18 protein-coding genes are annotated in these 21,075 nt (G+C 64.8%); 12 read left to right on the plus strand and 6 right to left on the minus strand.

Annotated features, from left to right (window positions below; translation table 11 throughout):
- Positions 1 to 136 precede the first annotated feature (136 nt).
- Positions 137 to 1,027 carry a LysR family transcriptional regulator gene (locus C41B8_RS06350; protein ID WP_037335626.1) on the minus strand — a complete coding sequence of 297 codons (891 nt, stop codon included), beginning with the start codon at positions 1,025 to 1,027 and terminating at the stop codon, positions 137 to 139.
- 96 nt (positions 1,028 to 1,123) lie between these two features.
- Between C41B8_RS06350 and C41B8_RS06355 the strand changes: the two genes are divergently transcribed.
- From C41B8_RS06355 to C41B8_RS06375, 5 genes are all read left to right on the plus strand, one after another.
- The gene (locus C41B8_RS06355) at positions 1,124 to 2,743 is read left to right on the plus strand and encodes an NADH-quinone oxidoreductase subunit L (protein ID WP_051883177.1); all 1,620 of its coding nucleotides are present in this window, start codon (positions 1,124 to 1,126) and stop codon (positions 2,741 to 2,743) included.
- The gene (locus tag C41B8_RS06360) at positions 2,736 to 5,255 is read left to right on the plus strand and encodes a YbcC family protein (RefSeq protein ID WP_051883178.1); all 2,520 of its coding nucleotides are present in this window, start codon (positions 2,736 to 2,738) and stop codon (positions 5,253 to 5,255) included. The genes C41B8_RS06355 and C41B8_RS06360 overlap by 8 nt, the downstream gene beginning before the upstream one ends.
- A gap of 340 nt (positions 5,256 to 5,595) precedes the next feature.
- On the plus strand, positions 5,596 to 5,964 hold the full coding sequence (locus tag C41B8_RS06365; protein ID WP_037335628.1) for a phosphonate transporter: 369 nt from the start codon (positions 5,596 to 5,598) through the stop codon (positions 5,962 to 5,964).
- A 15-nt stretch (positions 5,965 to 5,979) separates the two neighbouring features.
- Complete coding sequence (locus tag C41B8_RS06370) at positions 5,980 to 7,257, plus strand: diguanylate cyclase (protein ID WP_037335634.1); 1,278 nt, start codon at positions 5,980 to 5,982, stop codon at positions 7,255 to 7,257.
- The gene (locus C41B8_RS06375; protein WP_037335636.1) at positions 7,254 to 8,408 is read left to right on the plus strand and encodes an AMP-binding protein; all 1,155 of its coding nucleotides are present in this window, start codon (positions 7,254 to 7,256) and stop codon (positions 8,406 to 8,408) included. Before C41B8_RS06370 ends, C41B8_RS06375 begins: the two co-directional genes overlap by 4 nt.
- 55 nt (positions 8,409 to 8,463) lie before the next feature.
- Here C41B8_RS06375 and C41B8_RS06380 read toward each other — a convergent pair whose 3' ends face one another.
- Genes C41B8_RS06380 through C41B8_RS06390 form a run of 3 tightly spaced genes read right to left on the minus strand, consistent with a single transcriptional unit; the run spans position 8,464 to position 10,972 of the window.
- Positions 8,464 to 9,834 (minus strand): sensor histidine kinase, encoded by a 1,371-nt coding sequence (locus tag C41B8_RS06380; RefSeq protein ID WP_037335637.1) that lies wholly within the window; start codon positions 9,832 to 9,834, stop codon positions 8,464 to 8,466.
- The gene (locus C41B8_RS06385; protein WP_037335639.1) at positions 9,827 to 10,519 is read right to left on the minus strand and encodes a winged helix-turn-helix domain-containing protein; all 693 of its coding nucleotides are present in this window, start codon (positions 10,517 to 10,519) and stop codon (positions 9,827 to 9,829) included. Before C41B8_RS06385 ends, C41B8_RS06380 begins: the two co-directional genes overlap by 8 nt.
- Positions 10,520 to 10,567: 48 nt before the next feature.
- Positions 10,568 to 10,972 carry a PepSY domain-containing protein gene (locus C41B8_RS06390; RefSeq protein WP_156962444.1) on the minus strand — a complete coding sequence of 135 codons (405 nt, stop codon included), beginning with the start codon at positions 10,970 to 10,972 and terminating at the stop codon, positions 10,568 to 10,570.
- Between the two features lie 409 nt (positions 10,973 to 11,381).
- Between C41B8_RS06390 and C41B8_RS19475 the strand changes: the two genes are divergently transcribed.
- From C41B8_RS19475 to C41B8_RS06415, 5 genes are all read left to right on the plus strand, one after another.
- Positions 11,382 to 12,077 carry a Spy/CpxP family protein refolding chaperone gene (locus tag C41B8_RS19475; protein ID WP_051883179.1) on the plus strand — a complete coding sequence of 232 codons (696 nt, stop codon included), beginning with the start codon at positions 11,382 to 11,384 and terminating at the stop codon, positions 12,075 to 12,077.
- A gap of 148 nt (positions 12,078 to 12,225) precedes the next feature.
- Positions 12,226 to 12,960, plus strand: coding sequence for an SH3 domain-containing protein (locus tag C41B8_RS06400; RefSeq protein ID WP_051883180.1), 735 nt, complete (start codon positions 12,226 to 12,228; stop codon positions 12,958 to 12,960).
- Between the two features lie 179 nt (positions 12,961 to 13,139).
- On the plus strand, positions 13,140 to 13,772 hold the full coding sequence (locus C41B8_RS06405) for an SOUL family heme-binding protein (protein WP_051883192.1): 633 nt from the start codon (positions 13,140 to 13,142) through the stop codon (positions 13,770 to 13,772).
- 93 nt (positions 13,773 to 13,865) lie between these two features.
- Complete coding sequence (locus C41B8_RS06410; protein ID WP_084188594.1) at positions 13,866 to 15,026, plus strand: aldose 1-epimerase family protein; 1,161 nt, start codon at positions 13,866 to 13,868, stop codon at positions 15,024 to 15,026.
- 128 nt (positions 15,027 to 15,154) lie between these two features.
- Complete coding sequence (locus C41B8_RS06415) at positions 15,155 to 16,432, plus strand: MgtC/SapB family protein (RefSeq protein WP_037335645.1); 1,278 nt, start codon at positions 15,155 to 15,157, stop codon at positions 16,430 to 16,432.
- Positions 16,433 to 16,667: 235 nt separating this feature from the next.
- Here C41B8_RS06415 and C41B8_RS06420 read toward each other — a convergent pair whose 3' ends face one another.
- Positions 16,668 to 17,681, minus strand: coding sequence for a zinc-dependent alcohol dehydrogenase family protein (locus C41B8_RS06420; RefSeq protein ID WP_037335648.1), 1,014 nt, complete (start codon positions 17,679 to 17,681; stop codon positions 16,668 to 16,670).
- 58 nt (positions 17,682 to 17,739) lie between these two features.
- Entirely contained in the window at positions 17,740 to 18,039 is a 300-nt protein-coding gene (locus C41B8_RS06425) for an ArsR/SmtB family transcription factor (RefSeq protein WP_037335653.1), read from the minus strand.
- A gap of 153 nt (positions 18,040 to 18,192) precedes the next feature.
- Here C41B8_RS06425 and C41B8_RS06430 point away from each other — a divergent pair, with 153 nt between their 5' ends.
- Together C41B8_RS06430 and C41B8_RS06435 are read left to right on the plus strand one after the other, a co-directional pair.
- Entirely contained in the window at positions 18,193 to 19,851 is a 1,659-nt protein-coding gene (locus C41B8_RS06430) for a hypothetical protein (RefSeq protein ID WP_232226006.1), read from the plus strand.
- Entirely contained in the window at positions 19,838 to 21,073 is a 1,236-nt protein-coding gene (locus C41B8_RS06435) for a hypothetical protein (RefSeq protein ID WP_037335657.1), read from the plus strand. The genes C41B8_RS06430 and C41B8_RS06435 overlap by 14 nt, the downstream gene beginning before the upstream one ends.
- The last annotated feature ends 2 nt before the right edge of the window (positions 21,074 to 21,075 follow it).

Consider the following 21,075-nt stretch of genomic DNA (forward strand, 5'->3'; position numbering starts at 1 on the left):
GCGGACAGCACGCCGCACGGCAGGTCTTGCCGGCTCACGCGGTGCGGCGCCCGTCGCCCGGTCCATATTGCGGAGCCGGTGCCGACGCGACGTTGACCTGAGTCAACGCAGCACGCCAACAGGCGCGCGGCCGGGCTCAATCGCGGATCAGTTCGTCCGAGCTTCGGGCCAGCAGTTTCTCGATCAGCGGGTTCTGAAAATAACGCTTCACGCCGATGGCATAGAAGTTCTCGTGGACGTTGGGCAACCGCCCGTATTCCACCAGCGTGCCGTCGGCGATCTCGTCGCGAACGACCACGGGCGGCATGATCGAGACGGCGTTCGAATCGCGCGCCATGAGACGCAGCATCGCCATATCGTCGACTTCGGCGAGAATATGTAGACGCAGGCCCCAATGTTCGCAATACATATCCACCGCGGTCCGGATTTCGCTGTGCTCGCCGGGCAACAGAACCCGAGCATCGGCCAGATCGTCGGGCAGCCGGAACGGTTGCGCGCGCGGCCGCCCGAGCACGCTCACCGCCTGACGCGCGATACGTCGGCTACGCCACGGTGTTTCGGCGGTACTGCGCAGATCGGTGTTGGACAACACCAGATCGAGCCGATGCGTGCTCAACTGGCCCAGCAGGTCGTCGAGCCGGCCGGACTGCAGAACCAGCGAAATATCGTTTCGGTCCATCAACGGCGCGATGAAACCTTCCTGGAAATTACGCGACAGCGTCGCCATGGCGCCGATGCGCACCACCTGTCGAGCCGCAGCGCGGCCCTCGCGCAGGGTGGCGAGCAACTCATCGCCCCGGGTGAAGATCGGTTCGGCGTAATCCAGGGCGACACGACCGGCCTCGGTGAGTTCCAACTGGCGCCCGACACGTTCGAACAGGGGTTGCCCCAGCGAGGCTTCGAGTTTCTTGATCTGCGTGGACAACGCCGACTGCGACAAATGCAGGCGCGCCGCGGTTTCCGTAAGGTTGCCTTGCTTGGCAACCCGCCAGAAGTAATACAGATGATGATAGTTCAATCGCGGCATCGTTCTATAATACAGAATGGAACGTGCATAAATAAGTATTTTTATTGAACGAAGGCCCGCTCTACTCTATGCGAGTTTTCTATCGGATCGGCCAATATGCACGTTAGCGAAAACTCAGCGACCGCTTTTTTTGCCATCAGCGTGCCCACCCTTTATCTGTGGGCCGCCCTGACGTCCGGGCATCGGCGAACCTGGGCCCGGTGGCCGGCCACACTGGTCTGTGCCCGCGCTGCGATCGGTTTCACGCTGGCGCTCGTGCTGATTCATGTCTTTACCACTCAAGCTTCGACACAAGTCGCCCGAATCCCCTGGCCCCTGCCGGCGAGCTTCGCTCCCAGCGTACGTGTCGACCCGGTGACGCTGGCCATGCTGGGGCTGATCAGCTTCATCGGCCTGGTCATCCTGACGTTTTCGCGTCGCTATCTGGCCGGGGACCCGACGGCGAATGATCCGGATCAGCATATTTACCGGCGTTGGTTCTGCGCGACGCTGGCGAGTATTTCCAGCCTGGTGATCGCCAATCAGCTGTTATGGCTCGGCGCGGCCTGGGTGGCGACCAGTCTTTGTCTGCATCAGCTGCTCACGTACTACCAGCAACGCCCGCAGGCGCTGCTGGCCGCGCACAAGAAATTCCTCATCAGCCGAATGGCGGACGCCTTCATTCTCGTGGGTCTGGTCGTGGTGGGCGTTCACTACGGCAGCTTTCAAATGGACCGCGTGTTCGCGCGGGTCGATCCGGCCGCGTTCACGCCGGGCCTGACGATCGCGACCGCCTTGATCGCGTGCGCGGCGATCCTGAAGTGTGCGCAGTTACCGTTCCATGGCTGGTTGATTCAGGTCATGGAGGCACCGACCCCGGTATCCGCCCTGCTGCACGCCGGCATCGTCAATATGGGCGGGTTCCTGATGATCCGCTTCGCACCGTTGATGGTGCACGCCGGTCTGGCTCAGGCATTGTTGGTGATCGCCGGCACCACCACGGCCGTGATCGCCGCGTTGATCATGACCACCCGCGTGAGCATCAAGGTGATGCTGGCTTGGTCGACCTGTGCCCAGATGGGTTTCATGCTCATGGAGTGCGGGCTTGGCCTGTATAACCTGGCGCTTCTGCATCTGCTCGCCCATTCGTTCTATAAGGCCTATTCCTTTCTCAGCGCGGGCGAAATGGTAGCCACCTCGGCCCAGCGCGAGCACACGCCGCGCGGTACCGAGCCCTCGCCGGCCCGCTGGTTCGTCATTGCCGGCCTGGCAGGCCTTGCGATCCTGGCGCTGTTCACGATCCCGGGGCTGGGGCGTGGCCATCCGGCGGTGTTCTCGGTCCTCATACTGGCGCTGGCGTCCCTGATCGGCGAGGCCAGCGGGTCGCGCGATCTGCTGCTGCGGGCCGGTGCCGGCGCGCTGGCGATCGCCGGCCTTTATCTGCTGTGGGCTTTTCTGTCCACGTTCTGGGTGCCGGCCGCGCGGGTCGCGCCGTCGACGATCAGCGAAGCCGGAATCACACTCGCCTTCGGCCTGTTGTTCGTCGTTCGCGCCATGCTGAGCACCAGCGGCGGCGCACGCCGCCTGGCCTGGTTGCACCCGCATGTGTACGGCGGTTTTTATCTGGACCAATTATTCACGCGGCTCACGCTCGTGATCTGGCCGCCCCGGCTCCCCACGCGCGCTCCCCTGGCTACGGCCCCCGCATCCCCAACTCGGAGTACGGCGCATGAATGACGTGACGACCCCTGACACGACCGCAACGCGCCGCCCGACGGCCGCGCCTTCGGCCGAGGCCATCGATCGGGCCATCGCAGGCGCCTGCGCTCAGATTGCGCCGGCCTGGCCGCTCGACCAATCGGTGGCGGTCAATCCCTGGTGGCCCTTGCGCGGGCTGCCGATCCAGCAGGCTGCGGCCCGGGTGGCGGCCCGCGGCGGCGCCCGAGCACTCCCCGACCGCACCTACCTGCGCAAGCAGTGGATGAACGGCCGCATCACGCGTGCCGATCTACAGGCCGCCTGTCGCGAAGCCGATTCGACGCTCGCGGTGGATACGCTGGTCGCCCATCTCGACCGGCCCTCCTGTACCGCGCGTCTGCCGTTGGTGGCCGATCAGCTCGATCAAATCCGCGATCTGGCCCACCGCACGGCCTGGACAGAGGAAATCGTCCACGAGATCAGCCAGCTGTGTGCTTCGGAATTCGATCGCGGCCAGGGCGACTGGCCCGGCACGCGGGCCGACGAACTGTATTCGGCCTGGCATCACAATGTCGTACGCGATCGCGGCATTGCGATCCTCATGGGCGAGCCCGGCCTGCAAAAACGCTTCAAGGATCTGCCGGACAACCCGGACGCGCTCATTCGGACGGCGCTTGCCGCCATGTCGGTGCCCGCCGGCGCGATCGAGGCTTATCTGCACGCGCTGCTGATGAGCGTGAACGGCTGGGCATCCTGGTGTGCCTATCTTGCCTGGCAGGCCGAACTCGCCGGACAGGAGAACACCGCCTTGCGGGATCTGCTCGCAATCCGTCTCGCCTGGGACTGGGTGTTGTATCGGTGGCTGGCCGACGAGGGGCTGCGCGATGGCTGGCGGCACGCGCTCACACGGGCCGAGGCGATCGAAGCCGATCACGCGCATGACCAGCGTCTCGACTGGATCTGGCTGCGCGCTCTCGAACTGGGATACCAGCGTCCGCTCATCGACGACCTGACGCACGCCGAGGCGGCGCCGACCGCATCGAGGCCCGCGGTGCAGGCGGCCTTTTGCATTGACGTCCGCTCGGAAGTCTTTCGTCGCGCCCTGGAAGCCGCGAACCCGGATATCCATACGCTGGGATTCGCCGGCTTTTTCGGTGCGCCAATCGCTTATCAGCCGCTCGGCAGTGCGGTATCACAGGCGCAGGTGCCCGGCTTGCTCGCCCCGAGTCTGCGGGTCATTCAGCAGAGCCGGCACGGCGACGACGACACCCATCGGCGGGGTGCATCGGCCATCCGTGGCCTGCACGTCGGCGATATCAGCCGGCGTTTTCGCTGGGGCAGCACGTCGACGTTTTCCTACGTCGAGTCCACCGGGCTGTTCTATGCATTCAAGCTCTTGAAAAACGGCCTGCTGCATCAATCCGGTAGCCACTCGAGCGCGGCGACCACCGTCAGCGAGCCCGATCCGCTCACGCTGGTACTTACGGACGACGACGGGCCGCTATCCACCGAACGCAAAACCGAGCTGGCCGCCGGCATCCTGCGCGGCATGTCGTTGACGCAGAATTTCGCCCCGATCGTGATGCTCGCCGGGCACGCCAGCCAGACCCGTAACAATCCCCAGCAATCGGCGCTCGATTGCGGTGCCTGCGGCGGCCATTCGGGAGAAATCAACGCCCGCGTGGTCACCGGGCTGTTGAACGAGCCGGCCGTGCGCGAGAGCCTGCGCGAATATGGCATCGAGGTGCCGTCCGATACCCGCTTCGTCGCCGCATTGCACAACACGACCACCGACCACATCACCCTGTTCGATCTCGACGAACCGGGCCCGCGGCATGCCGAGCTTATCGACCGGCTCGAAGGCTGGCTGGCCGAGGCGCGCGAACGTGCGAACGATGAGCGCCGAGCCCAGCTGGAACCGGAGACGGACGCCGATGGCATGGGCTATGCCGACTTCCAGCAACGTGCCGAAGACTGGTCGCAGGTCCGCCCGGAGTGGGGGCTGGCGCGCAACGCCAGCCTGATCGTGGCCCCGCGCCGACGCACCCGCGGGCTGAATCTTGCGGGCCGCGCCTTTTTGCATGAATACGAGGCGACGCAAGACCCGCAGCACGAGATTCTCGAGTCGATCATGACCGCGCCGATGATCGTGGCGCACTGGATCAATTTCCAGTACTACGCCTCGACCGTCGACAACCGGATCTACGGCAGCGGCAATAAAACGCTGCACAACGTGGCCGGCGGCCACATCGGGCTATTCGAGGGCAATGGCGGCGATCTGCGCATCGGCTTGTCGCTGCAGTCGCTGAGCGACGGTAAACGCTGGGTTCACGAACCGCTGCGCCTGAGCGTATTCATCGAAGCGCCGGCCGAGGCCATCGCCGATATCGTCCAGGCCCACGAGCCGATCGAGCAACTGGTCCATCATGAATGGCTGTTTCTATATCGCGTCGGCCCTACCGGCGAGCCCGTTCAGCGCTACGGCCGGCAAGGCTGGACGACCGTGAGCACGACCGACTCCGTATTGCCGGTCCGAAAATCGAAAGCGTAATGCGCATCGGCGTTCCGGCACGGTGCGCGGGCCGGAACGCCGGCCGCGCCGCGGTTGGCCGCTCCGATGTTAGTCAAATCAGCCTTCAGTGAGCCTGCATCCGTTTGCAGGACGTGACGTAATTGGGCAACAGTTTTCGGTATAACAGATGCCCGGCTCGCCCCGGGTCGCGACATCGCTCAACTTGCCCGCTTATCGGCGATTCGTTAACTCCGGCACGGGTAATAATTGCTGCCTCGACTATCGCCTGGCGCACCGGTTCCTGCGGGAACCCCCACCGATCTGGCGCCTTAACCCCGTCGATTGTCAGCGCCCGCATTCCGTTTTTAGGAGACGCTCAATGTCCGACACCCAGCCCACATTCGAGACGATTCAATTATCGGACCTCGAAAACATGGCACCCGAAGATCGCGACGCGCTTGAGTTTGGCGTGATCGGTCTGCGCCCGGACACGCGGGCCGATGTCTATAACGCCACCGAGGCGAACATGGCCGGCGTCGATCCCGCACAAGTGCTGGGGGCGCCGTTTTTTTCCACCATCGGCCAATGCATGAACAATTTCATGGTCGCCCAGCGATTCGAGGACGAACCTGACCTCGACGACATCGTGCCGTTCGTGCTGACGCTGCGCATGCGCCCCACGCGCGTGCGGTTGCGGCTGTTACAGGCGCGCGACACCGAACGCCGCTATATTCTCGTCGAACGCTGATCGGAGATCGTTGGCATGTCGGAAGAGGACGATCTTCTCAGTTTCATGTACGCGTGCCCATTCGGCCTGATGGAGCTCGATGCCCAAGGCAATATCGGGCTCATCAACCCGCACGCCATGAAGCACCTGCTCCCGCTCGCCGGTGCGTACGGCGTCGAGAACTTCTTCAGCGCTACCGAGAAATACGCGCCGGAGCTCCGGAATTTCGCCGACAGCTTTGTCGACTCCCACGGCACCATCTGCGATGGACACCGAATCGTGGTGGACCTGGGCTATAACAACCGCAGCAGGCAGCCCAAAGTACTGGCCTGCTCGCTGGTCAAACGGGGACCGGATCAGCTGATCGCCACCCTGAGCGATATCAGCGCCCAGGTCGCTCAAGAGCAACGGATGCGCCAGGCCGATACGTGGTTTTCGGCGTTGATCGACCAGATCAACGATCATGCCCTATTGACGATCGCCGGAGACGGCACGGTGCTGTTCGCCAACACCTCGTTCGAACGCCAGACCGGTTATACCGCCGAACAAGTCATTGGCCACCCCTTGGATAGCGTCCTGTCCGAAGCGGACAGCGCCGATCAGATGACGTTTTCGATCGCCGACCAGCTGGCCCTGGCGACTCGCGACGGCTGGCATCTGTTCGAGGGCTGGGAACAACGCGTCAACGGCGAGCGCTATTGGTGTCAGCGTCTGCTCGTCGCGCGTGCTGAACAGGGCGACAGCGACAACCCCACGTTCTCGATGGTATTGCGGGACGTGCCCGAACCCACCGAGAAAACCAACGACCTGATCGAACTGCTGACGCGGGACTATCTCACCGGCGCGACCAACCGTATGCAGTTTCACAAGGTACTGAAACTCGAACACACGCGCTGCACGACACGTCGACAACCGTTGGCCCTGATCATTCTGGATCTGGACGACTTCAAGTCGCTCAACGACGAACACGGGCATCCGGCCGGAGACACCGTGCTCAAAGAGGTGACCCGAATCGGCGCCGACTGCACACCGGCCCGGGCCATCTTCGCGCGGCTGGGCGGCGAAGAGTTCGCTCTGCTGTTGCCGGAAAAATCGTTGCACGAGGCCGTGGACCTCGCCCAGACGCTGCGCCGCCGGATCGCCGAATTGAAAATCGAGGTGCCCGGCGGACACATCGACGTCACCGCCAGCCTCGGCTGCGCGGAATTGAGCGAAACCGACGGATCGAGCGACGACCTCATTCGCGTCGCCGATCGCCGGCTTTACGACGCCAAATCCGAAGGGCGCGATCGCGTCGCGCCCGCCGCCGCATGACCGGCGACCCGGCGCTGCCGCCGGCTGCCATCCGCCGGATCACGACCGCCGTCATCGCACGCGAGCTGCGCCGTCTGCGCGACGAGGACATCGGCCAGCCCAAAGCCACCGGAACACTCGGCGACGAAACAACCGATCCTCTGGGCCTGGATTCGCTCGAGACCATGGGCGTAGCGACCGCGCTCGGGGCGGTTTTCCAGCAGGACGATCTATCGTTCGCGCCGGATACGCCGGCCACGAGTGCCGACTGGGCGGCACGCATCGCGACACGCCCGATCGAACGACTGACGGTTTACACATCCGGCGCTACCGGCCAGCCCCAACCGCATGCACACACAACCGTCGATCTGCTCGCGGAGGCCCGCGAACTCGCCCGGCAGTTCGCCCGGACGCGACGGGTCGTGGCTCTCGTGCCGGCCGATCATCTGTATGGCCTGATCTGGACCGCCATCTTGCCGGCGATCCTAGACGTCCCCGTGATCGCCGGCACGGTGCTGACCCTGCCGGCGCCGGCGGCGGGCGATCTGATCGTGGGTGTGCCCGAACACTGGGCCGCGTTGGCACGCCTGGGCAAACCCTGGCCCGCTGATGTCACCGGCATCAGTTCGGGTGGCGCGTTGCCGGAGGCACTCGGGGAAGATCTGATCGCGGCCGGGCTGACGCGCCTGGTCGATGTTTATGGCAGCTCGGAAACCGGCGCGATCGGCCTGCGCGAGGTGCCTGCCAGCGGCTACACGCTCCTGTCACGATGGCAACTGACATCCGCCGCCGACACGGCTACGCTCGTCGACCGCGAGGGCCAGCCGGTGTCGCTGCCCGACGATATTCGGCCCATCGACGAACGCCGCATCGAACTCTTGGGGCGTCGCGACCACGCGGTACAAGTCGGCGGCATCAACGTCTATCCCGACCGGATCGCGGCGGTGCTCGGCGAATGTGCGGGCGTGGCGAGCGCGGTCGTGCGGCTGGGCGATAACGGCCGGCTCAAGGCGTTCATCGTACCGGCCGGCGAGCCAGACGAAGCCGCGCTGGAACAACAACTGCGTCAATTCGTCGCCGCGCGGTTGGCGCCCGCCGAACGCCCGACGAGTTTTCGCTTCGGCGCCGAGCTGCCGCGGAACCCCATGGGCAAACCCGCCGACTGGCGTTAACCGTACCGAGATCGCGTACGAGCCAGTTCCGGCGCCGCCGGGCGCCCGTCGGCGTCTAACCGACGATCGGCAAACGCAGAGACACGATCAACCCCGGCGCGTTATCGTCCAGCGTCAGCGTCGCCTCGTGCAGATCGGCCACCGCCGCCACCATACTCAGACCCAGGCCATTGCCGGGCCGGGTCCGGCTCGCTTCGAGCCGATAAAACCGCTGGGTTACTTTGGTCCGGGCGTCGGCAGGAATGCCCGGGCCGTTGTCGGCGACACTCACAACGGCCGCCCCGTCGCGAGTGCGCAGGGTCATCTCGATCCGCGTGCCGGGCGGCGTATGCGTGAGCGCATTTTCGATCAGATTGGCCAGCGCCTGGGTCACCAGTTCGCGATCACCGCGAACCGCCACGCCGGGCTGAATATCGCCAGAAAACACATGCGCGGTTTCCTCGGCCACCACGGCATACGTTTCGGCGAGCGTTTCCACCAGCGCCGACAGCTCGACCCGGGCAAAACGCGCGCGGCGGCTGCCGGATTCGATCTGGGCAATACGCAGCAACGCGGAGAATGTCTCCAGAATCTGGTCGGTCTGGGCGATCGCGCGATCCACCGCCGGTCGATAATCGCCCGGCGATTGAGCCTGCTCGCGCGCCGTATCCAGCCCCTGGCGCAGGCGGCCGAGCGGGGTGCGCAGGTCGTGGGCGATGTCGCTGCTGACCTGGCGCATGCTGTCCATCAGGCGTTCGATCTGGTCCAGCATGCGGTTGAGATGCCGCGCCAGATGATCGAATTCGTCACCGCGCCCGCTATCGGGCACGCGTTGTGACAGGTCACCGTCGATGATTCGGCCGGCCACCCGGTTGATTCGCTCCACACGTCGCAGAGCGGCCCGCCCCATGAGCGCGCCGCCGGCCGCCCCCAGCAGTAACACGACGACCAGCCCCCAGAGCACGGCATCGACCAAACGGGCGCGCAGTGCGGCGAGCTGCTGCGCGTCGCGGGCCACGACCAGAACGGCGCCGTCGGGCAGTGTCGTGCCCCGCAGAACGAGCGGAATGCGCCCGTCGTCGGGCCGATCGGCCATCGTGTCGCCCGGCTGAACCGAGCGATAGGCCCGCGACCAGCCAACCACCGCCGCTCGGGCGGGCAGATCCCCCGCGAGCCGTCGATCATGCACGGCCAGCAGATAGTGGTTGTCGTTGTTCCCGGACTCCAGACGATCGCCGATCGCTTTTTTCAGGCCGGCCAGCCCGCCCTCGTGATACGCGCCGACCAGGGTCTGCGTCTCGTGATCGATTACGCCATGCAACTGATTCTGCATGTAACCCGCGGTTTGCCAGTAAACGACAGCAAACAGAATGACGGCGCTGACGGTGAACAGGCCCGCATAGGCCAGCCCGCTTTTAAACGCTCGGCTGCGGAATACGTCAGGCATCGGCGTACAACGAATAACCGGCGCCACGAACGGTATGAATCAGCGGCGTGTCGAAACCGCGATCGATCTTGGTGCGCAGCCGGCTGATATGGGTTTCCACCACGCTGGTCTTGGGCTCGAAATGAAAATCCCAGACCTGTTCGAGCAGCATCGTGCGGGTCACGACTTCGTCGGCATGCCGCATGAGATATTCCAGCAGTCGAAACTCCCGCGGCTGCAGGTCGATGGCTCGATCGGCCCGCCAGACGCGTCGTTTGACCAGATCCATGGTCAGGTCCGCCACCCGCAGTACGGTCGCTTCCGACTGCAACGGCGGCCGCCGCGCCAGCGCCTGCACGCGTGCGACCAATTCGGCGAAGGCGAACGGCTTGGTCAGGTAATCGTCGCCACCGGCCTCCAGCCCCTCGACCCGATCATCGATACCGCCCAGCGTGGTCAGAAACAACACCGGCGTATTCAAACCGGTATCGCGCAGGGTTTTCACGATGGCGAGCCCGTCCAGCCGCGGCAGCATGCGATCGACGATCAGCAGCTGATAGCCACTTTCCTCCGTCGCCAGAAACAGCCCCTCGGCACCATCGCCGGCTACATCGACCGTATGCCCCAGCTCACGCAAACCGTGGGCGACGTAATCGGCCGTCTCCCGATCGTCTTCGATCAACAGAATCTTGCAAGCACTCGTCATGGCGGTTCCAGGCCGGCAAGCGGGGACACCCCGCTTGCCGGCGGCTCGTCAGTCTTCCGCACCGTTGCGGTCGTGATCATTGTCCTCGGTCTCACCGTTGTTCGAGCCCGAAGTCTGCTCGTGCTCGCTGCGCGCTTCCTGAGCTTCGCTGCCGGCGCTTTCATGGCTGTTTTCCAGCACCTTGCCGGACACCGCGTCGATGCCGACTTCCCGCAGGCCGTGCGACGTCTGGATATCAAAGGAATAACGCAGCCCCGATCCGCCGGCCTCTTTTTCCAGCTCGGCGCTCTTGATCTTGCCGTGGACCTGATTAAGTGCCTCGGCACGGGCCTGCGGCATCGTCAATCGGGCTCCGGACGGCGCGCCGGTGTCGGTCGCGGCATACGCGGCCGTCGAAATCCCGCTGATTGCGGCCAGAGTGATCATCGCAAACTTGAAACCTTTCAAACGCATCGTCTTCTCCTAAAAGGAATGAGATCAATCGAGCCGCTCCCCGGCTCGAATCCGCCTAGCGGATGCGTCCAAGAATGGCGTTCAGCGCCTTGCGACGCGTTTGCCGGAACTTTACGAAACGGTAAGTGTGCCGGGCGTCACGAAACGCCTTATTTGGGCCTGTTGCCGTTTCGTACGCGCGCCCATCGATGGCGAGGAGCCGTCAAAGCCTGCCACCACGATCAGCCGCGTCGGCGGCATCACCGGCGAGCCCGTTATTCGGGCGCGCTGGCCCGGTGCCACTCGGGATTGATCTCGGTCAAGCCTGTCGCCGCGCGCGCGCACCAAACTATTCGTCATGGCGTCATTCCGCATGGCAATAACGGCGGCATGTCGCGTTTCGACAACGTAGAAGCACGAGGACCTCATCATGGCACTTCGCAAGACTCTTAAGACCACCACCTGGCTCGGCGTTTTGGCGCTGACCACGGCCTTGTCGTCTCCGGCTTTCGCCCAAAACGGCATGATGGGCGGCACCGGGCAATCGAGCGCCCCGCCTGCCCAGCAGACCCCGACCAACCCACAAACGCCGCCCTATGGCTACGGCCCGGGCATGATGTACGGCTACGGCCCCGGCGCCATGATGTATGGCTACGGTCCCATGATGGGCAATGGTTACGGGCCCGGCGGCATGCCGGGCTATGGGCCCGGCTACGGCGCACATATGGGGCCGGGTTATGGCTACGGATACGGCATGCATGGCTATGGCCCCGGCATGATGTACGGATACGGCCAGGGCGTGGGACCGGGCTTGAACCTCAATCCCAAACAGCGTGAGGCGTTGCGCCAGCAATGGCAGAAGCAAGCCGGCCAACAGCAACAGCTACGCTCACAGCTGTATCAGGACATGAACCAGATGCAGAGCCTGATGGCCCAGCAGAATCCTGACCCGCAGGCCGTGGGCAAAATCTACGACCGCATCGCGAAAACCCGGCGGCAAATGCTGATCAACGGGGTCGAGATGCGCAATAAATTCGAGCATACGCTCACGCCGGAGCAACGCACGCGCTGGCACCGCAACGGGCCATGGTGTCCGGGCAACGCGTATCCCGACAACGACGACTGAGCCTGTAGTGCGTCGACGGGCACAGCGGGCGACGTTTCGCCCGCGGCTCGTCTCGCAGGCCTCGTTGACCACATCTGCCGGCGGGCGGCCGTGCCCCATGGCTAGGCCGCCCATCTGAACTCGGCGTTGCACGCCGGGGAGTCACGTCATGTCCGCGTTTTTGTATGCCCGCGCCCGGCGGGCCTGCCTGGCCGGCCTGATCGTCGCCAGTGCGCTCGTGTTTTCGATGCCGGTCTGGGCCGCCAGTTATGCCGTGGTATCGGCCTCGGTCGATCTGCGCGCCGGCCCGCGCGTCGGGTATCCGGTTCTCTATGTCCTGCGGCCCGGGGTTCGCGTGCTGATTCACGGCTGCCTGGACGACTATTCCTGGTGCGACGTATCGGCACTCGATTATCGCGGCTGGGTCTATGCCGATTATCTGGATTATGAGTACGACAACCGCCGCGTCACGATCGCCGGCTACGGGCCGCAGATCGGCATCGCAATCGTCGTCTTCAGCCTCGGCGACTATTGGTCGCACCACTATCGGCAGCGGCCCTGGTATCGCGAGCGCCACAGCTATGAAATCCGTTACGGGCCGCATGGCGATCGAGGGCGGCCCGTCCATCCTGGCAGCGGCGCGCCGGATCGCCGGCCACCGTCCCGCATCGAGCACCGCAGCCCATCGCGCCCGGCCTCTCCGCAACACGAACGCAACCCTCAATATCGTCCGGATCGACAGCCACGGCCGACGCATTCGCCGTCCTCTCCACACGCACAGCCACCGCGTCATACTCGACCGCCGCAACGGCCATCGCAGGCGCCGCGCCAGCACAACGGCCCGTCCGGCCATGGGTCGGGCGCGCGCCAGAGCCGACCGGGCCAGCACGGCAACAATGATTAGCGACGCGAACGCCGGCGCCGACGTTCCATTCACGAGGTCCACGCATGGGTATCGCCATCCCCCGATTCGGCGCTGAGAACCCCCATCCACCGGCTGAGCGCGCCAAAGCCGGCGATGTGGTATGCCTGCCACAGGCCTTGCGTCGAAAGCGGCGCGACACAATGCAACGGTGGCTTCTGATGACAACACTCGTGGGCAGTCTGTTCTCGGCCGGTTGCTCGGTATTCGGTTACCGCGGCGATACGGAAACGCCGCATTACGACGTCGTCGACCGGATCGGCGACGTGACCATCCGACGCTATGCAGCCCGGCTCGCCGCGGATACCGTCGTGGACACGCCCGACGTGATCGACGCTCGCCAGCAGGGCTTCAAGCGCCTGGCCGGCTATATCTTCGGCGGCAACACGACCAAGACCGAGATCGCCATGACCGCTCCGGTGGCACAATCCACCCAGAAGATCGAGATGACCGCGCCTGTTTCGCAGACACGCACGGGCGCCGGTTGGCGGATACGATTCTTCCTGCCCAGCCGCTTCAACCGGGCCAATGCCCCGCAGCCGAACGACGACCGCGTCGTGTTGCAGGAATTGCCGCCCGAAACCTTCGCCGTGCTGCGATTTTCCAACAGCCGCAGCGAAGCCGCGGTACGCGAGCACACCGCCGCGCTCGAACAGGCGCTGGCCGGCAGTCGCTGGCAACCCAGCGGCGCCCCGGTCGCCTGGTTCTATGATCCGCCGTGGACGCTACCTTTCCTGCGCCGCAACGAAGTCGCCATCCCCGTGCACCAGACATCCGAGACGCCGCAGCCCTGATCGCACCGGGGTGTGGCGCGTCGGTTGCGAGCCGGCGGCGGGCCTGCCTACGCTGGGATTCAGACCGCTCATGCCGACCGCCGGAGACGTACCATGGCCCCAACCGATGGCACGACATTCGTTCTTGTCGATACCCCGGATCGTGACGTCGTCTGGTCCCTGGATCACAGGATGCTCGGCCTCGGCGACGCGTACGCGTTTTCGATACGCCAGTACGTCCTGCACGGTGGCAAGCAGGAAGGTGTGTCGTTGATCGAGATCGATAACGGGCATCTGGTTTTTACCGTTATCCCGACGCGGGGCATGGGCATTCTTGAGGCCCGCGCCGGCGACATCGCCCTGGGCTGGGATTCGCCGGTGCGGGAGGTCGTGAACCCTGCTTTCATCGACCTGGAGGCCCGCGGCGGGCTGGGCTGGCTGGACGGTTTCAATGAAATGCTGGTGCGCGGCGGTTTCGCGTGGTCCGGCCATCCCGGCCTGGACGGCGAGCATCGGCTCACCCTGCATGGTCGCGCGGGCAACACGCCAGCCTCGCGCGTCGAGATTACGGTGGACCCCGAACCGCCGCACCGCATCCGCGTTCGCGGCGTGGTCCGCGAGGCCACGTTCAAGTTCGCCGATTTCGAGATGGCCACCGAGATCTCCACGCTGCCGGGCGAAGCCGCCTTCCGAATCTCGGATCGCCTTACCAATCGCAGCGACTACGAGCGCGAGTTCCAGATCCTCTACCACGGCAATTTCGGCCCGCCGCTGCTCGAAGAGAACGCGGCGTTCGTCGGCGCCATTCGCGACGTAGCACCGTTCAACACCTACGCCGCCCGTGATCTCGACAGCTGGCCCCGCTACCGCGGGCCCACCGGGCACTTCGACGAACAGGCCTATACGCTCTGGCCCTATGCCAACGACGACAACCGGACCACGGCCATGCTGCATAACGCGGCCGCCGATCGTGGCGTCGCGATTCGTTATCGCGTCGATCAATTGCCCGGCCTGACGCTCTGGAAGAACACCGATACCCGGCAACAGGGCTACGTCACCGGCATCGAGCCGGGCAGCGGTTTTCCCTACAACCGGGCCATAGAACGCGAGGCCGGACGCGTGCCGACACTCGCCCCCGGCGCTTCAAGAGAATTCGAGCTGGATTATGCGATTCTCGCCACCCGCGACCAGGTTACCGCGGTCGACGATGAAATCGCCGGGATCCGTGCCGGCCGCGAGACGCACATACATACCGAGCCGCCCGTGAAGCGATAGTCCGCGCGTGCTGCCGTCAGTAGTGCCAGCCGTCGTCGGCATGCGCAATAATCGGGAATCGGCCGTTAACGTCGTGCCGGCGTGCCGTCGTTGAGACCCGAACGGCCCGGTCGATCGAAGGTGGGTGCATGAGTGTTACGGCGGACTTCCTGGCGACGAACCGAACCACGCTGAACCTGGCGGTTGCCCTGTTGCTGGGCGCGATCATCGGACTCGAGCGGGGCTGGGAAGCCCGCGAGCAACAGGCCGGGCAACGCATCGCCGGCATCCGGACCTTCGCCCTGATCGGTCTTCTTGGCGGTGTATCGGCCTTGCTGACCACCGAGGTCTCGCCCTGGGCTTTTCCCGTGCTGCTGGTCAGCGTCGTCGCGATTGCTCTGGTCGCGTTCAGCCAGCGCCTGGCGCATATCCAGAATTTCAGCATCACCAGCGTCATCGGCATTCTGTTGACGTTCTGCTACGGCGCCATGGCGGTGGCGATCGACCCGGCCGTGGCCGCGGCAGCCGCTGTGGTCACCGCCATCGTGCTGGACAACAAGGCCGAGATTCACGGGCTGGTCGAACGCCTGAAATCGTACGAGCTGGACGCCGCGCTCAAGCTGTTGCTGATCTCGGTGGTGATGCTGCCGTTGCTGCCCGATATCGGTATGGGTCCACGCGGGGTGCTCAACCCGTACCAGATCTGGTGGATGGTGGTGCTGATCGCCTCGATCTCCTTCGTCGGCTATTTCGCGATCCGGGTCGCCGGGGTTCGCAAAGGCATTCTGTTCACCAGTCTGTTCGCCGGGCTGAGTTCATCCACGGCGTTGACCCTGCATTTCGCGCGTCAGTCGGCGCGCGCGCCCGAGCTGAGCCCGCAGTTCGCCACCGGCATCCTGATCGCCTGCGGCACGATGTTCCCGCGCATCTTCATCTATTGCGTGCTGATCAACCGCCAGTTGCTGCCGTGGCTGGTCTGGCCGATCGCGGTGATGACGTTGCTCTTCTATATTCCGGCCGCCATCCTCTGGGCGCGCCAGACCGCGGAGCCAACCGTCAGCCAGCCGACGCTCAGCCAGAACCCGCTCGATCTCAATTCCGCGCTGCTGTTCGGCTTGTTGCTCACCGGCATTCTGGTGGTCGGTGAGTTCGCCCGCGAATGGCTGGGCAATACCGGGCTTTATGCGCTGGCGGCGGCCTCCGGCATCGCCGATGTGGATGCGATCACCCTGTCCCTCACCCGCATGTCGCAGCAATCGATCACCGTACAGACCGCGGTGATCGGCATCGTGATCGCCGCGGCGACCAACAACGTCGTCAAGCTCGGCATCGCGGCCGCTATCGGTCGAAAAAAACTCGCGCTCCGGGTCGCCGGCCCCATGCTCTTGTCGCTGCTCGCCGGGCTTGCCGTGGCCTGGCTGCAGTGAACCGGACACCCGCCGACACTTGGCCTCACCGTCGCCGCACAACGGGACTCGAATATAGGCACGATACATTCAGGAATTGGCGTATTGCCCAAACGGCGACACCGCCGGCCATCTAATCATCCAGCCGAAGCCATTATCCGACCGCCTCGGTCCCGCACATACGCGAAGAGCCTAAAAAAAAGCCCCGACCGTCGGGCCGGGGCTGTCGCCGCTATCGACGCCGTGATCGACCTATTCAGATATCGAGACAGATCTTGCCGAAGTGCTGGTTGGTTTCCTGGTAGCGGAACGCATCCGCCAGCTCGCTCAGCGGGAAGTGCTTGTCGATGACCGGATGAATATCGTTGGCTTCGACCGCGCGGACCATGTCCTGCTGCTGGCGCCGGTTGCCGACCAGCACGCCCTGCAGACGAATCTGCTTGGCCAGCATCGGCATCAGCGACATCTCGCCCGCCACGCCGGTCAGCACGCCGATCACGGCGATATGGCCGCCCACGCACACGGCGGTCATGGATTGTTCGAGCGTATGCGGCCCACCAACCTCGATCACGTGATCGACGCCGCGGCCACCGGTGAGATCGCGCGCGGTCTGGCCCCAGTTGGCGTCTTGCTTGTAGTTGATCAGGTGGTCGGCGCCCAGCGCGCGCAAGCGCTCGAGCTTGTCATCGCGCGAGGAGGTGGCGATCACGGTGGCACCACAGCTCTTGGCGAACTGCAGGGCAAACACCGACACACCGCCGGTGCCCTGGACGAGTACGGTCTCGCCGGGCTGCAGCGCGCCGTCTTCCATCAACGCCCGCCAGGCGGTCAGGCCGGCGGTGGTCAGCGTCGCGGCCTCGGCCGGCGTGTAGTTGGCCGGTGCACGCGTAAAGGCCTGCGCTGACCGGGTCACGCGTTCGCGGGCATAGCCGTCGATGCCGTCGCCGGGCACGGTGTCGAAGCCTTCCACCTCGGCCTCGCCGTCGAGCCAGGTCGGGAAGAACGTGCTCACAACATGATCGCCCACGGCGAACTCGGTCACGCCCTCGCCGACCGCCTCGACATGGCCGGCGCCGTCGGCCATCGGGATACGGTCTTCGGTCACACCGCCCCAGAGCCCGGTAACCACGGCATAATCGTGGAAATTCAGTGAATTCGCCTTGAGCCGTACCGTGATTTCACCCGGCCCGGGCGCAGGCGCTTCGCGCTGTTCGCTACGCACGTTGTCATAGCCACTGCCAACACCGACCACAATCGCTTGATTCGACATATCTGGCTCCTTTCGATTCGTTATTTCGTTAACTGACGAAATGTTTGGGCCTACGGTATCAAACCATGCGGCGGATGTCGTCCAGCAAGGCCTCGATCGCCGGTTCATTGCGGCGGTAATACGTCCATTTGCCGATCCGCGTGGCACAAACCAGCTCCGCGCGCTGGAGAATCGCCAGATGCGTCGAGGCCGTGGACGGCGACAACCCGGCCTTGTGCTGGATATGACTGACGCAGACGCCGATGCCCACCGGATCACCATGCGCCTGCGGCGGAAACTGTGTGTCCGGCTCGCGCAGCCAGGTCATGATCTGCAGGCGCGTATCGCTGGCCAGAGCCTTGAGTTGATCCACCATCATTCGGCCTACGATAAAGGCTTCGCCGCGGCCTGTCTTCGAGGGCTCATCCCCGCCGACGCCGCCATCGGCCAATCCATTGTGCGCCAAGGAATTCTCGCCCAAAACGGGGCGGTTGTTCGGCCCGTCGGGCCCCGGTAAGGTCCGAAACAAACGATGCGCCGGCCCAGCCAGGCCCAGGGCTGGTCATCACCGGCAGGTCCACAGCCAAGAGAACAACAATCGATGACACCGCCGGGGGTTTTACATTACCACCACGACCGCTGCGATCTGCGCGGGGCTGCCGTACTGGCCTTCCTGGGCGGTCTGGTCTTGCTGGGCATCGTCCTGCCCGTCGTACACGGCGCGATCTCGAACGACGTGGCGTTGACGGCCATGGCGGCTGCGGTCGTGCTGTGGCTCGGCGTCTGGGGCGCCTACGGCTGGCGCGCCCGGGCAGCGCGTGGGCGCGAGGAAACGGTGCACTTCGACGACACCGGCTTCGAATCCCGTTTGTTCGGCCGTGTTGCCTTTGCCGACGTGCAGCGGCATGCCACCGGGCGCGATATGGGCCTGTGGCGCTGGGAGGTCTCGGCGCCGTCGCTCACGCTCAAGCTCGCCAACCGGCCACGGCTACATTTCCATCTCGACAAACGTCATTATTGCGACGACCTGCTCGACTATGTCGCGTTCATCGAGGCAACACTCGCGGGGATCGAGAGCAAGCGTCACAACGCCACCCTGCCGGGACGCGCCCTGCTGTTCGACGGGCCCGACACGGCACGCGATCCCGCCATGGCCACCGCCCGAACCGCTCGCGAGCCGGCGACCGAGGCGACCACGCGCGATGTCGAGGCCGCTGACACCCGCCGACGCCGAGCCCGCACCGCAAGAAAGAACAACGCGCCGGCCGACCGGGCATCGGCCCGCCAGAGCAGCTCCGCCGCCGATCTGAGCCGCGCCAACACGGCGGCCCGTCGGCGCCTGCGCGAACAGCTCAAGAAAAACAGCAAGTGGATCGCGCTGGCCGGCATCCTGTTGCCGCTGAGCTATAGCATTCGCGCCTGCGACCCGGGCTGGATCAAGTCGATCGTCGACCCGAGCCCGTTCCAGGGCATGGCCGAACGCGCGCCGGTGGTGCTTAAACAAACCACCAACCGGCTGCAACGAGCCGTGGCCAAAAAAGGGCCGGTCTATGCCTGGACCCATGCCGACAACGCCGACCTCAAGCCCGTGCTGGCGCCCAACATCAACGCCCGGCATATCGGCAGCAAGATGCTGGATATGATGAGCACCGCGAACAGCATCACGGAATTCCTGATCAACGGCGAAGCCGAGGGCTATCGCATGGGCGTGCAGCACGACGGCACGCTCACGCTCGCCCCGTATTCGGCGATTTCCCTGCAACCGATGCCGGGTGAGCACACGCTGTCGTTCTTTCTGCTGGCGCCCAAAGGCGTTACCACGAAAGACCTGGGCGGCCGCACGCCACCGCAACTGAGCTGGCGCGTGCGTTATCGCGACGCCGCCGATATACCGGACCAGCTGCGTCAACTCACCGGCCAGCTACCCATGCCGATCATCGCGCGCTGGCTGAAAATGACGCCCGCGCCGCGCCTGGTCGTCGCCGCCTCGCGTTATCAGGGCATGACGGACAAAGATTTCCAGGCCGCCATCGACGTCGTGACGCAGGATTTGAAACGCCGGGGTATCGATACCGACAGCTTCGAGATCCATCGCTTTGCCGATGGCACGGTCGACCCGCCCCGGGCCGCCGATGTCACGCGCCCGACCCGCCCATCAAACCGGAGCGTCGCCCCCGATGTCGTCGAATAAGTCCGCCCCGCCCTATCCGGAACGCACCGGCGCCGTATTCTGCGTCCGGGCGACCTGTCGCGATCTGCAGCAGATGCCGGTCGAAGACGGCATCTCGCTCGGCCGCCTGCGCACCGACGGCGGCGTTTTCTTCTTCAATCGTGCTCAATTCGACGAGGCCGCGTTAGCCCAGGGCCTGAAGCACGACGAATCGGTCGTCATCGGCGCCCACCGGCTGCATGACGGCAGCGCCTGGCTGCACTGGCTGGTGCGCGACAACGGCAAGGCCTGGGCGCCTCAATCGGGACAACGCCGTTGGTTGGCCCCGCTGGTGCTGTTGTTGTGCCCGGTACCGATCGTGGCCGCTTTGATGCTGCCGTTCGGCGTCAATCTATTCGTGGTGTTGTTTCAGATCGTGCTGTTCTCGGTTGGCGGTTTTGCCGGCGCCTGGGCGATCTATCGACTGGCGCTGATGGCCCATCCCGGGCGCCGGCGTTTGGCGCGCCTGTTCCACGCCGCGCGCGCCGGCGAGCCGATCGCGACCCATCAGCCACCGGCCCATCGCACGCCGCAGCGGCTGCAACTCGACGACGGCCTGCATCGCGACTTCGGACTGCTGCAGGGTCGGCTCGATCATGTCTCGGTCAAGCAAGAAACGTATGGCAGCGGTCGCTACAGCTATCAGATGCTCGAATATCACTTATCCTGCGGTGGCGCGCCGTTTTCGATCCACTCCCGTACCGGCGCCGGCGAGTGGCGTACCCTGCTCGACCCGGTGCTGATCCGCCGGGCGCCGCTGTTTCTGGCGGCCGGCGATCATGTTTCGCTGCTCACGCTGGCGGCAGATGGCGAAATCCACGGCTTGCTGAATGAAAGCGACGGCATCGCGCATGTCACCTACAAGGGCACACTGCATACGCCGTTGGCGCGGCGCGCCATCCAGCTCTTTGTCCTGTTTATCCTGGTATTCATGACCGGTGTCGGGTTCACGCTGTCCGCCATCGACTGGATATCCCGTGGCGTCGGCCCCGACTACTGGGACTGGATGGAGCTCATGCACCTGAGCCTCGCCATGTTGCTGATCATGACGCTGCTGTTCTGCGGCTTGGGGTTGATCGGCGAGCGCATCCATCACTTCTACTTCCGGCGCAAACAAGCCCGGCCGATCGAGAAGATCCTCGGCATCGCCTTCGGCTGGCGGCTGCGGGCCGGGCGCAGCGCCACGCTCAACGAGTATTCCTGATC

The organism is Salinisphaera hydrothermalis C41B8, assembly GCF_000732535.1.
Lineage (GTDB): Bacteria > Pseudomonadota > Gammaproteobacteria > Nevskiales > Salinisphaeraceae > Salinisphaera > Salinisphaera hydrothermalis.

Bases quoted from the DNA above. Each gene is read 5' to 3' on its own strand.
- C41B8_RS06375 (WP_037335636.1), top strand. From the start codon at position 7,254: ATGACCGGCGACCCGGCGCTGCCGCCGGCTGCCATCCGCCGGATCACG.
- C41B8_RS06410 (WP_084188594.1), top strand. From the start codon at position 13,866: ATGGCCCCAACCGATGGCACGACATTCGTTCTTGTCGATACCCCGGAT.
- C41B8_RS06360 (WP_051883178.1), top strand. From the start codon at position 2,736: ATGAATGACGTGACGACCCCTGACACGACCGCAACGCGCCGCCCGACG.
- C41B8_RS06385 (WP_037335639.1), bottom strand. From the start codon at position 10,519: ATGACGAGTGCTTGCAAGATTCTGTTGATCGAAGACGATCGGGAGACG.
- C41B8_RS06425 (WP_037335653.1), bottom strand. From the start codon at position 18,039: ATGATGGTGGATCAACTCAAGGCTCTGGCCAGCGATACGCGCCTGCAG.
- C41B8_RS06415 (WP_037335645.1), top strand. From the start codon at position 15,155: ATGAGTGTTACGGCGGACTTCCTGGCGACGAACCGAACCACGCTGAAC.
- C41B8_RS06435 (WP_037335657.1), top strand. From the start codon at position 19,838: ATGTCGTCGAATAAGTCCGCCCCGCCCTATCCGGAACGCACCGGCGCC.
- C41B8_RS06405 (WP_051883192.1), top strand. From the start codon at position 13,140: ATGACAACACTCGTGGGCAGTCTGTTCTCGGCCGGTTGCTCGGTATTC.
- C41B8_RS06355 (WP_051883177.1), top strand. From the start codon at position 1,124: ATGCACGTTAGCGAAAACTCAGCGACCGCTTTTTTTGCCATCAGCGTG.
- C41B8_RS06365 (WP_037335628.1), top strand. From the start codon at position 5,596: ATGTCCGACACCCAGCCCACATTCGAGACGATTCAATTATCGGACCTC.
- C41B8_RS06380 (WP_037335637.1), bottom strand. From the start codon at position 9,834: ATGCCTGACGTATTCCGCAGCCGAGCGTTTAAAAGCGGGCTGGCCTAT.
- C41B8_RS06390 (WP_156962444.1), bottom strand. From the start codon at position 10,972: ATGCGTTTGAAAGGTTTCAAGTTTGCGATGATCACTCTGGCCGCAATC.
- C41B8_RS06350 (WP_037335626.1), bottom strand. From the start codon at position 1,027: ATGCCGCGATTGAACTATCATCATCTGTATTACTTCTGGCGGGTTGCC.
- C41B8_RS06430 (WP_232226006.1), top strand. From the start codon at position 18,193: ATGCGCCGGCCCAGCCAGGCCCAGGGCTGGTCATCACCGGCAGGTCCA.
- C41B8_RS19475 (WP_051883179.1), top strand. From the start codon at position 11,382: ATGGCACTTCGCAAGACTCTTAAGACCACCACCTGGCTCGGCGTTTTG.
- C41B8_RS06420 (WP_037335648.1), bottom strand. From the start codon at position 17,681: ATGTCGAATCAAGCGATTGTGGTCGGTGTTGGCAGTGGCTATGACAAC.
- C41B8_RS06400 (WP_051883180.1), top strand. From the start codon at position 12,226: ATGTCCGCGTTTTTGTATGCCCGCGCCCGGCGGGCCTGCCTGGCCGGC.
- C41B8_RS06370 (WP_037335634.1), top strand. From the start codon at position 5,980: ATGTCGGAAGAGGACGATCTTCTCAGTTTCATGTACGCGTGCCCATTC.